The organism is Afipia sp. OHSU_II-C1 (assembly GCF_000497575.1).
GTDB lineage: Bacteria > Pseudomonadota > Alphaproteobacteria > Rhizobiales > Xanthobacteraceae > Afipia.
This window is the reverse complement of record NZ_APJI01000015.1, coordinates 193,906-209,279: the sequence shown is the minus strand read 5'-3', so window position 1 is coordinate 209,279 and position 15,374 is coordinate 193,906. Positions and strand designations below refer to the sequence as shown.

The window sequence follows — 15,374 nt, the reverse complement described above, 5'->3', positions numbered from 1 at the left end:
CCCGGCTGGCAAGTGACACGCGCTCGAAGGCGGGCGACCATGCGTCGTAAATCCTTAAAATATATCTGAAAATCGGCGATCGTCAGCGATCAGTGCGGAGCAATCCAGAGCCGCAAGACATACGCAAACGCGGCGACAGTGCCGGTACCCAGCAGCCACAGCGCCGCGAACCACAGCAGACGCTGCGCCAGGGGGCGAGGCTGTTCGGGCGGCGAGGTCATGCTCACCTTAATGATAACCGCTGTCGGCGTGCACCTTGCCGCGGAACACCCAGTACGCCCACGCGGTGTAGGCAAGAATGGTCGGCACGAGGATCGCGATGCCGTAGATCATGAAGTTGAGACTGTTGGCGGGCGCCGCCGCCTGCCAGATGGTGACGTTCTGCGGCACGATATAGGGATACATGCTGACACCGAGGCCAGCATAGGTGATGCCGAACAGGACCAGTGAGAGAATAAACGGCCGGTAGTCTTGCCTGTTAGCGAGACTCTTCAGCAGCAACAGCGTGATCGCCGCCACCGCAATCGGAATCGGTGCCGCGAAGATGATGTTCGGCCATTCGAACCAGCGCCGCCAGTACTCCGCCTGAAGGAACGGCGTCGCCGCGCTGACGGCGACGATGGCGATGATCGTCGCGAGCAGCAGAATCCGGCTCAGGCGATAGGCATGGTCGCGCAGTTCACCCGCGGTTTTCATAAGCAGCCACGTCGCGCCGAGAAGGCCATAACCGGCGACGACCGCACAGCCTGTCAAAATGCTGAAGGGCGTCAGCCAATCCCACCAGCCGCCTGCGTAATGACGCCCTTCGACATGGACGCCTTGCAGGATCGCGCCGAGCGCGATGCCTTGCGCCATCGCCGCGACCAGCGAGCCGCCCGCGAAGGCGATATCCCAGCGGTTGCGCTCGCTCTTGGTCCGCCAGCGGAATTCAAAGGCGACACCGCGAAACACCAGGCCAATCAGCATGGCGATGATCGGCGTATAGAGCGCCGGCATCAGGATTGCGTAAGCCAGTGGGAACGCCGCCATCAGGCCACCGCCGCCGAGCACCAGCCAGGTCTCGTTGCCATCCCACACCGGAGCGACCGTATTCATGATGACATTGCGGTCCTCCTTTTTCGGAAAGAAGGGAAACAGCATGCCGAGGCCGAGATCGAAGCCGTCCATCACGATGTACATGAAGACGGCAAAGGCGATGATGAAGGCCCAGAGTGTTGCGATGTCGAACGTGAATCCGGCCATGACGTTCACCCCTGTCCTGCGTGAGCGGCCTGCGCGGGCGTGATGCCCGCCGCGCGTGCGGGCGCGTCCGCGCGGGGACCTTCTTCGCCATGATGCGGCGGTTCATGCATCAGTCGCAGAATATAGAATACGCCCATGCCGAAGACGATGAAGTACACGACAATGAAGGCGAGCAGCGAGGTCGCAACCGCCGGCGCGTCCAGCGGGGAAGCCGAATCCACCGTGCGCAACAGGCCGTAAACCGTGAATGGCTGACGACCTGCTTCCGTCGTCACCCAGCCGGCAAGAACGGCGATAAAGCCCGCAGGTCCCATTGCCAGCGCGAACGAATGTAGCAGCTTCGAGTCATACAGAACGCCGCGCCAGCGTGCCCACAGGCTGAACAGGCCGATGCTCAGCATCAAGAAACCGATACCGACCATGATGCGGAACGACCAGAACACCAGCCCGACCTTGGGCCAGTTCTCTCGCGGCACCGTGTCGAGTCCCTTTAGCGGTGCATCAAGTGAATGTTTCAGGATCAGCGACGAGGCCTTCGGAATTTCGATGGAATATTTCACCTTCGCTTCGTCCTGATCGGGCCAGCCGAACAGGATCAGCGGTGCGCCGTTCGGATGGCTTTGGAAGTGCCCTTCCATCGCCATCACCTTCACCGGCTGATGCTCGAGTGTGTTGAGGCCGTGCTGGTCTCCGGCGAAGATCTGGATCGGCGCCACCAAGGCCGCCATCCACATCGCCATCGAGAACATCACGCGTGCGCCTTCATGCCTTGAATTGCGCAACAGATGAAAAGCGCCAACTGCGCCGACCACGAAAGCAGTGGTGAGATAAGCGGCCAGCACCATATGGACAAGGCGATAGGGAAATGACGGATTGAAGATCACCTTCCACCAGTCGGCGGCGACGAACTGTCCCTGCGAATTCATCGCAAAGCCGGTCGGCGTCTGCATCCAGGAGTTGGCCGAGAGAATCCAGAACGCTGAGATCAATGTGCCGATGGCGACCATCATGGTCGCGAAGAAATGAAGCCTGTGACCGACGCGGTTGAGCCCGAACAACATGACGCCGAGAAAGCCCGCTTCAAGGAAAAACGCCGTCAGGACCTCATAGGCCATCAGCGGACCAATGATGGGGCCGGTCTTGTCGGAGAACACCGCCCAGTTGGTGCCGAACTGGTAAGACATCACGATGCCGGAGACGACGCCCATGCCGAAGGCGACGGCGAAAATCTTCAGCCAGTAGTTAAAAAGGTTGATGAAAACTTCTCGGCCGGTCCAGAGCCACAAGGCTTCGAGGACGGCGAGATAGCTGGCAAGGCCGATGGAGAAGGCTGGAAACACGATGTGAAAGCTCATCGTGAACGAAAATTGCCAGCGCGCCAAAGTAATGGCGTCGAAACCATCAAGCATCGCGGACCTCCAGCATGTCCAATCTGGAAATCCTATAGCATACGCACCGCGACCTTGATATTCGCCGCGGTGCATAAAGTTGCATGGCTCAGACGCAATCGCGCCTGCGGCATTTAGCTGCTGGCGTTCAGCAGCTTGCCGACGGTGCGGTCGATGTCATCGTAGGCGCCTTCGCCGGCGTGGCTGTAGACGATCCGGCCGGACTGATCGACAATATATTGCGCCGGCCAGTATTGATTGCGCCAGGCATTCCATGTCGCGGACCTGTTGTCCTGTGCAACAGGGTACGTGATGCCGTGCCGCTTTAACGCGGCCTGAACATTGTTCGATGAATGCTCGAACGGGAATTCCGGCGTGTGGATGCCGACCACGACGAAACCCTTGTCCTTGTATTTGGAATAGAGCTGCGTGACATGCGGCAGGGTGTTGACGCAGTTGACACAGCCATAGGTCCAGAAGTTCACCAGCACGACCTTGCCGCGCAGGCTCGCCAGCGTCAGCGGCTGTGAGTTGAACCAGTTGCCGAGGCCGGTGAATTCGGGCGCGGAGGCATTCACTTCCGCAACCTGGGTCGCATTGCCAGCGATCTCGTCGCTGCGGCCGGGCAGGGTTGAAGCCGCCAGTGCGAGCGCGGCTGCTGAAAGCACTCTGGTGAGATGTCGCATGGGTCACTCCTTTTACAGGCCGGTCTGGCCGCTTGGATAAAACTGGGTCAGCCACGCCACGGCGAGCGTGTCGTACTGAAAGTAGGTTGCCGCCGCGAAGGCGATCACGATCACGCCGAACCCCTGCTGCAAGCGCGGTGCGATTTGCGCAAGGCTGCGCACGCGTGCGGTCACGGTCTGTCCGCCGTAGGCGATGAGCAGCATCGGGATTGCTGCGCCGATGGCGTAGGTCACCAGCAGCAACGAGGCCCATGCGGTATCTTTCGACGTCGCGACAACGGTGAGGATGGAGCCGAGCACCGGACCGGCGCACGGTGTCCATACCAGTCCAAGAGTCGTGCCGAGGATGAACCCGCCGAGCAGGCCCTGACGGTCGCGTGCTGCAGAGGTCTGTTGCGTCAGCCCGGTAAACCGGATCGAGAGCCATTCGAACGGTGCGGGCCAGATCATCAGGAGCCCGAAGATCGCAAGAAGAACGGCCGCGCCATCACGCAATACGCTCGGATCGAAATCGAAAATGCGCGTCAGCGCGGTGAGCGCCAGCGCGACGACGGAAAACGCGATCACGAATCCGGCGGCGATGAACGCCGGCCGGAGCACGCTGGTCTGTCCGACCGATGCGCCAAGCAGGATCGGCAGCACCGGCAACGTGCAGGGGGCCGCAATGGTGACGACGCCGGCCAGCGCCGCGAGAACAAGATTGAACACGATACCGTCCGCCGAATTCCTGGGCGGCGCGCTGAAGCGCCCGCCATCGCTGGGTTCGGGGAAATCTTCGGGGGAAACGGCTGTGATGTTACGGGATGCGGCGTCACGTATTCGTGACGTCGGCGTGACCGTGCCGGTCGGGCATCAGCGCATGAAGAATCGCACCGGCACGGTGAAGCTTGCGGAGCTTTGGGTCATTTCCGGCGGGAACGACGGCAGCGGCTGGGCGCGGCGGATCATGGCCATGGTTTCTGCATCCAGCGCTGCAGAGCCCGATGATTTGGCAAGCCGCGCGCTCAGCACACCGCCAGTGCGGCTGACGGTGAAACTCAGCATCGCGACGCCTTGTTCGCCGGCCGCCTTCGCGCCGGACGGATACTGCTTGTAGCGCTGCAGATGCGCCGAAAGGATGCCGTTATAGCTCGCGCGCGCAGCCTGCGCGGCGCGCGGCGTTGCCGTGGTCTGCGGCGCAGGATTTTCGGTCGGCTTCTTGGGCTTCTCGACAACGGGCTTGGGCTTTTTCTTCACCGGCTCCGGTGCGGGTTTCGGTTTCTCCGGTGGCGCGACGATTTCAGCCTTTTCCTGCAGCGGGGTCGGCGGAATCTGCTCTTCGACGACCTCCGGCTGCTTTTCCGGCTCCGGCGCAGGAGGTTCGGCCTCCTGCATCTGCGGACCCGGCGCGATGTCCTGCTGCACCGGCTCTGGCGTTTGCGGCGCGGATTCCAGATCGAGCATGATCGGCTCGGACGCTGTGCCGATCGCATCCGGCATCGACGGCGTGTACAGAACAAACCCCGCGATCAGCGCTGCATGCGTCGCCACCACCAGCGCCGCCGCAAGACTCCAGCGGCGGACGTCGGATATGTCGGGTGGTCCGTGCAGGACGAGTGTGTTCATTGCAGCGAGGCTCTCTGCCGTCAGTTTCTTGCGTCGAGCCCGACGAGCGCCACCTTGAGGTAGCCCGCGTTGCGCAGCAGGTTCATCACGTCCATCAGGTCGCCGTAAGGAACGCTCTTGTCGGCGCGCAGATAGATAGGATCGGATTTCTTGCCGCTGGTGGCGGTGTCGAGCGCGCCGATCAGTGTGGTGCGCGGAACGATGTCCTCACCGACCGCGACCGAGAGATCGGGCTTCACAGTGATGAAGACCGGCTTGTCGGGCCGCGGCGGCGGCGTCGCCGTCGAGGCCGGCAGTTCGACGCCGAGGTCGACGGTCGCCAGCGGGGCGGCCACCATGAAGATGATGAGAAGGACCAGCATCACGTCGATGAACGGCGTGACGTTGATTTCGTGGGTCTCGGACAGATCGTCATCTGCCCCGACTTTTCCACCCAGACGCGCTCCCATGACTTACTCCGCAGCGCGCGCGATGCGCAGGGAGCGGCGGCCCTGGTCGCGGCTGATGAGCAGCATCACCTGCGCGGTGGCGTCGCCGAGCAGCGCGCGATAGGCGGTAATCATGCGGACAAGGTGATTGTAGATCACGACCGCAGGGATGGCAGCGATCAGGCCCATCGCTGTGGCAAGCAGCGCTTCGGCGATGCCGGGTGCGACAACCGCGAGGTTGGTGGTGTGGGCTTCGGAAATGCCGATGAACGAATTCATGATGCCCCATACCGTGCCGAACAGGCCGACGAATGGTGCGGTTGCGCCGATGGTGGCGAGCATGCCGGTGCCGCGCGAAATCCGCCGCGACATCGCCGCCTCGACGCGGCTCAGCCGCAGTTCAACGCGCTCCTTGAAGCCTTCGTCGTTGACGGTATCCGACAGCTCCGCTTCCGCCGCGGCAGATTGCACCAGCCGGGATACGGCGTCCTTGCCGCTGCGGGCGTCACGCTCGGCTTCGGCCAGCGAGATGTCGTTGGCGAGAACCTTGATGCGTTTCTTCGCACGCCGGGTTTCATGACGCAGTTCAAGAAGTTTTGCGACGCAGATCGTCCAGGTGATGAGCGACGCGATTGCAAGGCCGATCATGACGAGTTTGACGACGATATCCGCACCCATGAACATGCCCCACGGGGACAGATTGTGCGGCAGGGCTGGATTTTTCGCGGTCTGGCCAACGACGGCGGGCTGCGACGCGGGGGTCTGAGCAGCAGGCGCCGGGGTCGCCGGTGCAGCGGCCACCGGAGCAGTTGGCGCAGCCGGCTGCGCGACGGGGGCTTGCGCAGCTGGCGTTTGTGCCGATGGCGTGGGCGAAGCGGGGGTTTGTGCAAAAGCCTGCGCAATCATCAAGGAAGTTGCGGCGGCGAGCAGGACCAGAGATCCGGCAGCCTTCCTGGGGTTGGTCATATGCTCTCCGCTTCTTTCAAATCGCGTTTGCTGCCGACATCGGATGAACGTCGGGTTGATCGCTGTTTCGCAGTTTTCGCCGTCGTGCAGTTTTGGTCCAAAGCTCTCGTCGATGAACCCGCAGCGAGGCGCTGCGGCCATAGCCGTTTGACGGGAGGCGAGTTTCATTTTCAGAATAGTGCACTGCGATGCCCTTGTCGCCACCAGGGACCTAGATTTTGCCGAAACTGGAACGATTCCAGATTGATCGGCCCTCAGAATTTCACATTCGTGAACAGCCGCACGCCGAGCCCGGGCTGCAAAACCTCTGCCTTCTTGAACGAAATATGGTTCCGAATCTGCTCGTTAAGCAGGTTGTCGCCGGCCAGGCCGATGACGAGTTCGCGCGGCCCGCTATCGGTCCTGTTGAATGTATGCGTGTAGCTCACCTCTGCCTTGAGCAGATTGTAACCGTCGGTCGGGGTTTCGTTCACTGCCACGTCGTTCTGTGCGAAGGCGTGCAGCAGCCCCACCCGCGCGTACCATTCGGCGTTGCGCCACCACACGCCGCCGCCGAGCCGCATCGGCGCGATGCGCGGCACGTTGGTTCCATCGGTGAAGGTCGCGCGGACGATGTCGTACTGGCCGTCGACGCCAAACACGCCATTACCGAGCGGTGTCACATCAAGCTGGGCTGCGACTTCGGCGCCCTGGAAAACTGCATCGCGCTGGCCATAGGCCACCTGCGTCAGCGGCCCGGCGGCGCCGCAACTCGCAAAGGTGTCGGTGCAGAAATTGCCGGTCACCTGCTTGAAGATGAAGTCTTTGTAGAAGGTGTAGTAGATGCTGGTCTCGAACCGCAGTTGCCCCTTCGCGCGCTTGAGTCCGATCTCGGCAGTTTGCGCGGTTTCAATCTTGAGGTTCGGATTTCCGATCACGAACGTTCCTGACGCGCCATCCGAGCCGCGGGAGAACAGTTCGGGCGCTGCGGGCGCGCGCTGGACATATTGAGCGTTGAGTGTTGCCACCATGTCCCATGGCAGGTCCTTCAGCACGCCGAGGCTGGTGCTTTTCGGTGTGAAGGTGCGCCGCGCAGGTTCTTCCGAGAACGTGTTGGGAGGAGGAAGAAAATCCGCCGGGAAGGTCGGCGCTAGTCCCTTGACGATATGATTTTCAATGCGGCCCGCGGCCTGCATGCGCAGTGTGTCGGTGAACCTGATCTGCTCGAATGCGAAGACCGCTGCGGTGTTTGTATTTGTTTGGGCCAGAAGGCCGCCGAGGCTGCCGTCGGTGCCGAGTTCGCGATGACCGAACTGCGCGCCCCACGTTCCGGTGAGTGCGCCGATGCCGGTCGCAATCGCCGCATGGTCGAACTCGAAGCGGCCTTCCAGCTCACGGTTCTTGATGACGTTTTTCAAGGCGTCGACGCCGTTGGCGTCGAGACCGAGTTCATTGTGCTTGTAGTTGCTAGCGCCGAAGGTGAATCGAAATGCATCGATGCCGTCGACCGGCGCGCGCCATTCACCCTTGCTGGTCCATTTTGTCTGTTCCATGTCGATGCGAGAATTCTGCTGCGCATCGGCCACGCCGGGGATGTGATAGAGGCTGGTGATGTGCTGGATCGCGGTGCCGATATAGCCGCCGTCGAAAATGTAGGAGCCGCCGACGGCTTGCCCTTCCGTATTCAGTCGCGTGTTGGCCTGTACGCCGCCGGGAATCCGGTAATCGCCCGCGCGTCGGCCGTAAGCATCGGCATGGATGGCTACATTGCTGCCGCTGGCATCGAGGCTGACCGCGCCGTCGAGCCCGTTATCGACTGACGATGCGCCGCCCTTGAAGCGTGCGCTGAAGCCGTCCTCCACCAGCTTTTCCGGAATGCGGTTGTTGGTGGCGCTCACCACACCGCCGATCGCCTGTGAGCCGTAGCGCAACGTGGCAGGTCCGCGGATCACCTCGACCTTGTCGGCGGCGAGCGGATCGACCGGAACCACGTGATCCTGACTGAAGTCGGAGGCGTCCTGGGTGCCGATGCCGTTTTCCTGCACGCGCACGCGATAATCATCGAGGCCCCGGATGTTCGGGCGGCTTGCGCCCGGCGCGAACGTCGATGCCGAAACTCCCGGCAAGCCGGAAAGAAGATCGGCGAGCGAGGCAGCATTGCTGCGCTGGATTTCGCGACCGGTGATCGCGGTGGCTGACTGATAAGTATTGTCGATGACGTTGACTGGTCCGCGCTGCAAGCCGTCGTCAGATGTGTTTCCGGTGGGGACTGGTACCGATACCGCGATTTCGGGCAGCACCTCCTGGGCCAGACTGCTGCCAACATCCGCGGCTGTGACCGACACGCAGGCCATGCCCGCCGCAGAAACCCATGATTTCAAACGCATTTTGACCCCACGCAACGCCATTCGCGGGAAGTTGATAATGCAAGTGCGAATTATTCGCAACAAGAGATTTGCGATTGATTCTCAATAAGCGACTGCGCTGGATATCTGGAAAAGGGGCATGCGACGGCAACCCGCCGCAGACGCGTAAGCGCGTTCCGCTGCGGGTGAAACCGATACCGCTCGAATGGTTGTGATTACTCCGCGGGTGCGGCGCTGCCGACGGACTGCGGCGGAGTCTTCGCCGTCGTCTGCGGGCCACCTCTCTTGATCAGCGCGCGCTGACGGCGCTGGCGGAGCCAGATCAGGATGCCGGTGACGCCGAGCACCGCAGGCATGATGCCGCTCAGGAATACGACAAAGCGCCAGATTTCTCCGGAGTGGCTGCCTTCATGCAGCCAGCGGATCCATGATGCAGTCCAGTCTCCCGACAGTGGCTGGACGACACTGACATCGCCGCTGCGGTCGTTGATCAGGATCGTCACGGGCTCTGTCTTGCCGTCTTCACGCAGCCGGACGCGCCATGCACCGGTCTGCGGGTTCGGGTAGGAGATCGCATCGACCGCTGAATTCGACCGCGCGGATGCGGTGGCGAAAATCTCGGCTGGCGAACGCGCCGTATTGGCCATCACCTGAGCGCGCGGTCCGCCGCGCTGCTGCTCCGTCATCGGCGCGACCGACGACAGGAGTTCTCGTCCCTGTTGCGGCCAGGCCAGATAGATTCCGGTCAGCGAGATCAGCGTCAGCGGAAAACAGATCCAGAAGCCGGTCATGTAATGCAGATTGGACGATGTGGCGGGGCTGCGCCGCCACACGAAAGCACGCGACCATTGACCATGCCGCGGCCACCAGAGGTAAAGACCGGTGAGCGACAGCGTCAGCATCGCTACGCCGGTCCATCCGACGATGCTGCGCCCGTAGTCGGGGATCGTCAGGTTCTCATGAAACACGTGCATGAAGCCGAAAAACGTCTGGCGGTAATCGACAATGCTGAGAACGCGCGCATCGTGGCGGTCGATGGTCGCGGTGAGGCGCACAGGGCGTTCGCCCTTCGCCGCGGGGCCGCGCAATGCGATCGTCAGCGGAACCCGGTTATCTTCGGGGAAGCTGATGGACATCGGCGTGAAGCCGTCACCCGCCGCCTTGCGGGCATTTGCGATGGCAAGCGTGAGGTCCGTCGGTTTCGATGGCACCACTGCGCCGCGCGGCGTGCTCAGATACTCACCGATGTCGTCGTGATAGACGAGAACCGCACCCGACAGCGCGACCGGCACGAGCAGAATGAACAGACCAATGCCGAGCCACAGATGGATATTGCGCCAGAGCCGCTTCAGCGATCCGCGCCGGTGTATCGAAGTTGCTGTCGGCATTTAGACTGTTTCTAATTCAGTGAGTTTGGAGAGATTCTAAAAATACGTAACTGCAAGTGCGATGGTGCACTTCTGCGCTTGTTCTAGTCCCGCTGCGCGTCATGTTGCAATCGACGAACGTGTCTGAAGCGTCAGTTTGCAGATGTTCTAATTTGAAAGCCTTGCCCTGCAGGCCTGCATTTTTCAAAAGCTGCCCTGAGTTCGCCGTTCTGATGAACGCGCGGCAGATTGAGTTGCGGGGCAAGCGATGCGGAACAGATTCAACAGGGTTCTCAAGTCAAAGAAGAAGAGTCAGAAGGGCGATACCGTCGCCGTCGCCGCGCCGCAGGTTGACGCCGCATCGCCGTCATCGTCCCCCTTCATCCGCTCGTCGGTGCGTAAACCCGGCACCGCGATGCTTGGCCTTGCCTCGGTGATGATGGCGACCAACGCGATGGCGCAGGAAACGCTTCCAACCATCGACGTGCAGGAAACCGGGGGCAACGGTGGTGGTTATCAGGCTCCCGCAACATCCCAGCTTTCGCGCATGCCGGTTCCGCTGCGCGATACACCGCAGACGGTTAACGTCGTGACCCAGCAGGTGATGCAGGATCAGGCTTCAACCTCGGTGCAAGACGCGTTGCGCAACGTGCCGGGCATCACCTTCACGGCTGGTGAAGGCGGCGTCCAAGGCGATCAGATCAACATTCGTGGTTATACCGCACGTAACGATATCTACCGCGACGGCATCCGCGATCCAGGCTGGTATGCACGCGATGCCTTCAGCTTCGATCGGGTTGAGGTTTACAAGGGGCCGTCGTCGTTCGTGTTCGGTCGTGGTTCGACCGGCGGCGCCATCAACATCGTGTCCAAGCTGCCGCAGAATCGTGACTTTGCCGTCATCGAAGGAACGGGTACGTCGGCAGCCGGTGGCCGCGCTACCGTCGATGTGAACAAGACTTTCGGTGACATCGCGGTGCGACTCGCTGCGCTTGGCTATGATACCGACATTGCAGGCCGCGACGCCGCGCATATCAGACGCTATGGCTTCGCGCCGTCGATCTCGTATCAGATCACCAACCAGACCAAGAACACGTTCAGTTATATTTACCAGAATGACGACAACATCGCGGATCGCGGCATTCCGATGCTGCCCGGCTCCTATTTCGGAACGTCGTACAGACAGCCCGCGCCGGTGCCGCGCAACACCTACTTTGGCGTGTTGACGCCGGGTCAGAACGACATCGAGCAAACTCAGGCCCATAACCTCATGAACAAGTTCGAGCATGAGTTTGCTCCGGGACTGAAGTTCACGAACACGACCGGCTTTTCCTACGTCGATCGCTTCAACCGGACGCGGCCGGTGCAGATCGCTGCAAATGGATCGAACCTGTCCCCCACGCCGTCCGGCGGTGTTGCCTACGGCACCAATCTTCCGCCCGGCACGCCTTTGAGCAACATCTGGATCGCGAATACCAATCACTTTCAGAACCAGACCACCAACCAGCTTGTCAGTAACGTCAGTGACCTGAATGCCAAGTTCAACACGGGCATACTGGAGCACAATGTGCTGGTCGGCATGGAAGTCAGCCGCGAGGATCGCGACCAGTATCGCACAAACTTTACCGATGCCTATCGGATCAATGTGGCCAATCCAAATCCCTATGTGACGGGGACATTGTCTCCAACCACCGCGGCGACGATATCTTCGTCGAACACGATTGGTGTTTATGCGCAGGATCAGATCAAGATCACCAAATGGCTTGAGCTTCTCGGCGGCGTTCGGTTTGATAATTATACGGCGAGCGCCCAGACCTACAGTTTCAATCGGTTCACCGGTGGTCCTGCGACGCCCGTAGTCACGCCGACCAATCTCAATGCCACCAACAACTTTACGACCTACCGCGCCGGCGTTGTGGTTCACCCGACCGAGAATTCGAGCGTGTACTACATGCACGGAACGTCGGCTAACCCGCCGGCGGAATTCACCACCATTACCAACGGTCAGCAATCGCTCGCTCCGGTCCTGTCGGAAACCGACGAAGTTGGCGTCAAGATTGGCTTGCTGAACAATCGTCTTGATGTGAACGCGGCGATTTTCCGCACCCAGAAAAAGAACGATTACGAAAACAGGGGCACCACAGCCGCGCCTGACTATGTCGCGATCGGTGATTCTCAGGTCGAGGGTTTCGAGATTGGGGCGCAGGGCAGGCTGACGAATGAGTGGGCCATCTACGGCGGCTACACCTATCTGAAGTCCAGGTTGACGAATTCTCTGACCCCGACGAACATCGGTCACGAGCTCGCCAATACGCCGCAGAATTCGTTCTCGATCTGGTCGACGTACGACATCACGCCGCTGCTCACGGTCGGCGGTGGCGCGGTCTTCCTCGATTCGCGCTGGACCAGCGTGACCAACGACGGGCGCGTTCCAAGCTACTGGCGATTCGACGCGATGGCGGCCTACAAGGTGACAAAGAATTTCACCATGCAGCTCAACATCTACAACATCGCGAATGAGTATTACTACGACACGCTGGCCGGTGCGGGTTATGCAGTGCCCGGCCAGGGCCGATATGTCGCGCTGACGGGGCGTGCTTCGTTCTGAGCGCGATCCGGCGAGGCTACCAATCCGGCCGCCCTTCGGGCGGCCGTTTGTTTTCCGAACAGCAGGTCTCCATGAATGGGGCTTGGACGAAACGTGTTTCGGCGCTAACGAAGTCGCGTCAATGAAGGAGCCGACGCCATGATGCTGCACATCCCCAATGTGCTGACGCCCGAGCAGGTCGCGCGCTGCAAGGAGGTCATGACCAAGGCCGCGTGGGTCGACGGCAACATCACCGCCGGTCACCAGTCCGGCAAGGTCAAGTTCAACCTGCAACTGCCGGAGCAGTCAGCCGAGGCGCGGGATCTCGGCGACATGGTGCGCGGCGCGCTGCTGCGCAATCCGCTGTTCATGTCGGCGGTGCTGCCGCTGCAGGTCTTTCCTCCGTTGTTCAACCGTTACGATGCAGGCATGACCTTCGGCTCGCATATCGACAATGCGATCCGCACCCATTCGCAGCAGCCGGTGCGGATTCGGACCGACGTCTCGACCACCCTGTTCATTTCATCGCCTGAGGATTACGACGGCGGTGAGCTCGTCGTCGAAGACACCTACGGCAGCCACAGCGTCAAGCTTCCGGCAGGCGATGCCATCATCTATCCCGCGACCAGCGTCCATCATGTGACGCCGATCACGCGCGGCTCGCGCATCGCCTCATTTTTCTGGACTCAGAGCATGATCCGCGACGTCAGTCATCGCGCGATGCTGTTCGATCTGGACATGGCGATTATCCGGCTGAATCAGGATGTGCCCAATCATCCGTCGCTGGTTTCACTGACCGGCTTCTATCACAACATGCTTCGCCAATGGGCTGAGGTGTAGGGCGTGAGGTAATCCCGTTCGTCCCCGCGGAGGCGGGGACCCAGTTCTCGAAGATCTGGATTCCCGCTTTCGCGGGAATGAGCGGAGAGAATTTCATAAAAGAAAAATCCCTAGGCCGACTTCGCCTGCGCCGCGATAAAGGCGCGCCAGCCGCCGAACGATGTGATGTCCCGTGCGCCTTCGGTTGCGTTGGCCTCGACCAGAAAGCCTTTGACGCCGGAGCCGTCGGCAAGACGCACGGTGCCGATCGACAGCGGCGAGGGGATCGCGGCGACGAATGCGCCGAACGCGTTTGTCGGCAGCGCCCACACTTCGACAGCGATCGCGGCGCCGGTGCCGGGATCGACCCGCAGCATTCCCGGTTTGGGCGGCGCCGTGCCCTTCAGCGCATAGAGCCTGTAGTCCGGTGTGGTCGATGTTGCCTCAAGCAGGCGTCCGCCGAGCGACAGCAGTTCGTGATTCAGCGCCATGCCGGACAGATGCGCGCCGACTGCAACGATGGCCACTTCATCTTTGCCGGGCTGCTTTGCGGCCGGCGTGAGCGGCGGTTGAGCGACGCCTTTTGCACCGGTCTTGAGTTTGGTGTCGGCATGAAACACGCGGCCGATGCTGGCGAGCTTCGCATCCTGCCCCGCAGGCGCGAGCAGGGTGATGCCGAACGGAATGCCGTCGGCGCGCATCGCCGCAGGCACCGCGAGGCCGCACATATCGAGCAGATTGACGAAATTGGTATAGGTGCCGTTGCGGCTGTTGAGTTCGATCGGGTTCGCCAGCACGTCATCGACCGTATAGGCGGTCGGTGCAGTCGGCAGCACCATCGCGTCGATACTCTCGAAGGTCTTGCGACTGATCTGCAGCATCGCCTCGAGCTTGTAGAGAGCCGCGAACGTATCGGCGGCGGTGATTTTCTCGCCCTTGAGTGTAATCTCGCGAGTGACCGGATGGACAGCGTCGGGATCTTTTGCGAGCAGATCGCGGATCACAAGATAACGCTCCGCCACCCACGGGCCGTCATAGAGCAGCTGCGCGGTTTCATAGAATGGCGCGAGGTCGAACTCGACAGGCACCGCGCCGAGCGCGATCAGTCGTCCGACCGCAGCGTCGTAACTCTTCTCAGAGGCAGCGTCCCCGAAGAACTTCAACTGGCCCTTGCGCGGAATACCGATCCGGATGCTGGGTGGAAAACCCGTCACCGGGCCGACAAAGCGGTCGCGCGAATAGGGATCGGCTTCGTCATATCCGGCCATGACGTTGAGCGCGATCATGGCGTCATCGACGTTGAGAGAGAAAATCGACACGCAATCCAGCGTGCGGCAGGCTGGCAGCACGCCGAAGGTCGACATCAGGCCGAGCGATGGCTTGAGGCCAACGATATTGTTGAGCATCGCGGGCACGCGGCCGGAGCCCGCAGTGTCGGTGCCAAGCGACAGCGGCACGAGACCAGCCGAGACGGCGACCGCCGAGCCTGAACTCGATCCGCCGGGGACGAGATCGCCATTCACCGGATTTTTCGGAATGCCATAAGGCGAGCGCACGCCGACAAGTCCTGTCGCGAACTGATCGAGGTTGGTCTTGCCGATCACGATGGCGCCTGCGGCGCGCAATCGCGCCACGGTGTTGGCGTCCTGTGCCGGCTTGTATGAAAACGCCGGGCAGGCGGCGGTGGTCGGAAGGCCCGCGACGTCAATGTTGTCCTTCACCGCAACCGGAACGCCATAGAGCGGCAGCGAGATGTCGCCCTTGGCGGACAGTGCTTCGGCTTCGGCAATCGCCTCGGCTTCATCGCGCAGGCTGATGAAGATAGCGGGATCGCCATGGTCGCGAATGCGCCGGAAGCTGCGCGCAACGGTCTTGGCAGGTGATGATGTTCGCGCGCGGTGCGCGGCAACGATCTCGGCAACAGTCTCGGTCACAAATCGC

At 61.4% G+C, this 15,374-nt stretch carries 13 protein-coding genes; 2 read left to right on the top strand and 11 right to left on the bottom strand.

The window, feature by feature from the left end; translation table 11 throughout:
* Nucleotides 1–89: 89 nt before the first annotated feature.
* The 10 genes from I554_RS26940 to I554_RS0117540 form a co-directional block, all read right to left on the bottom strand.
* Nucleotides 90–221, bottom strand: coding sequence for a hypothetical protein (locus tag I554_RS26940; RefSeq protein ID WP_006023021.1), 132 nt, complete (start codon nt 219–221; stop codon nt 90–92).
* Nucleotides 222–228: 7 nt separating this feature from the next.
* The gene (gene cydB / locus I554_RS0117580) at nt 229–1,242 is read right to left on the bottom strand and encodes a cytochrome d ubiquinol oxidase subunit II (protein ID WP_024577131.1); all 1,014 of its coding nucleotides are present in this window, start codon (nt 1,240–1,242) and stop codon (nt 229–231) included.
* Between the two features lie 5 nt (nt 1,243–1,247).
* Complete coding sequence (locus I554_RS0117575) at nt 1,248–2,651, bottom strand: cytochrome ubiquinol oxidase subunit I (RefSeq protein WP_024577132.1); 1,404 nt, start codon at nt 2,649–2,651, stop codon at nt 1,248–1,250.
* Between the two features lie 113 nt (nt 2,652–2,764).
* Nucleotides 2,765–3,316 (bottom strand): thioredoxin family protein, encoded by a 552-nt coding sequence (locus I554_RS0117570; RefSeq protein ID WP_024577133.1) that lies wholly within the window; start codon nt 3,314–3,316, stop codon nt 2,765–2,767.
* Between the two features lie 12 nt (nt 3,317–3,328).
* The gene (locus I554_RS0117565; RefSeq protein WP_024577134.1) at nt 3,329–4,024 is read right to left on the bottom strand and encodes a cytochrome c biogenesis CcdA family protein; all 696 of its coding nucleotides are present in this window, start codon (nt 4,022–4,024) and stop codon (nt 3,329–3,331) included.
* Nucleotides 4,025–4,168: 144 nt separating this feature from the next.
* Nucleotides 4,169–4,921, bottom strand: a complete 753-nt coding sequence (locus I554_RS0117560; protein ID WP_024577135.1) for an energy transducer TonB — start codon at nt 4,919–4,921, stop codon at nt 4,169–4,171.
* 20 nt (nt 4,922–4,941) lie between these two features.
* Nucleotides 4,942–5,370, bottom strand: coding sequence for a TonB system transport protein ExbD (gene exbD, locus I554_RS0117555; RefSeq protein ID WP_024577136.1), 429 nt, complete (start codon nt 5,368–5,370; stop codon nt 4,942–4,944).
* A 3-nt stretch (nt 5,371–5,373) separates the two neighbouring features.
* Nucleotides 5,374–6,315: a tonB-system energizer ExbB gene (gene exbB, locus I554_RS25680; RefSeq protein WP_029659518.1), complete on the bottom strand. Its 942-nt coding sequence runs from the start codon at nt 6,313–6,315 to the stop codon at nt 5,374–5,376.
* Nucleotides 6,316–6,569: 254 nt separating this feature from the next.
* Nucleotides 6,570–8,681 (bottom strand): TonB-dependent receptor, encoded by a 2,112-nt coding sequence (locus tag I554_RS0117545; protein ID WP_024577137.1) that lies wholly within the window; start codon nt 8,679–8,681, stop codon nt 6,570–6,572.
* A 194-nt stretch (nt 8,682–8,875) separates the two neighbouring features.
* Nucleotides 8,876–10,048, bottom strand: coding sequence for a PepSY-associated TM helix domain-containing protein (locus I554_RS0117540; RefSeq protein ID WP_024577138.1), 1,173 nt, complete (start codon nt 10,046–10,048; stop codon nt 8,876–8,878).
* 247 nt (nt 10,049–10,295) lie between these two features.
* On the opposite strand from I554_RS0117540, the gene I554_RS0117535 reads away from it, so the two are divergent.
* Both I554_RS0117535 and I554_RS0117530 read left to right on the top strand, forming a co-directional pair.
* On the top strand, nt 10,296–12,635 hold the full coding sequence (locus I554_RS0117535) for a TonB-dependent siderophore receptor (protein ID WP_024577139.1): 2,340 nt from the start codon (nt 10,296–10,298) through the stop codon (nt 12,633–12,635).
* 138 nt (nt 12,636–12,773) lie between these two features.
* A complete protein-coding gene (locus I554_RS0117530) occupies nt 12,774–13,454 on the top strand; it encodes a Fe2+-dependent dioxygenase (RefSeq protein WP_024577140.1) in 681 nt (226 codons plus the stop codon).
* A 110-nt stretch (nt 13,455–13,564) separates the two neighbouring features.
* Here I554_RS0117530 and atzF read toward each other — a convergent pair whose 3' ends face one another.
* The gene (gene atzF / locus I554_RS0117525; RefSeq protein ID WP_024577141.1) at nt 13,565–15,367 is read right to left on the bottom strand and encodes an allophanate hydrolase; all 1,803 of its coding nucleotides are present in this window, start codon (nt 15,365–15,367) and stop codon (nt 13,565–13,567) included.
* Nucleotides 15,368–15,374 lie beyond the last annotated feature (7 nt).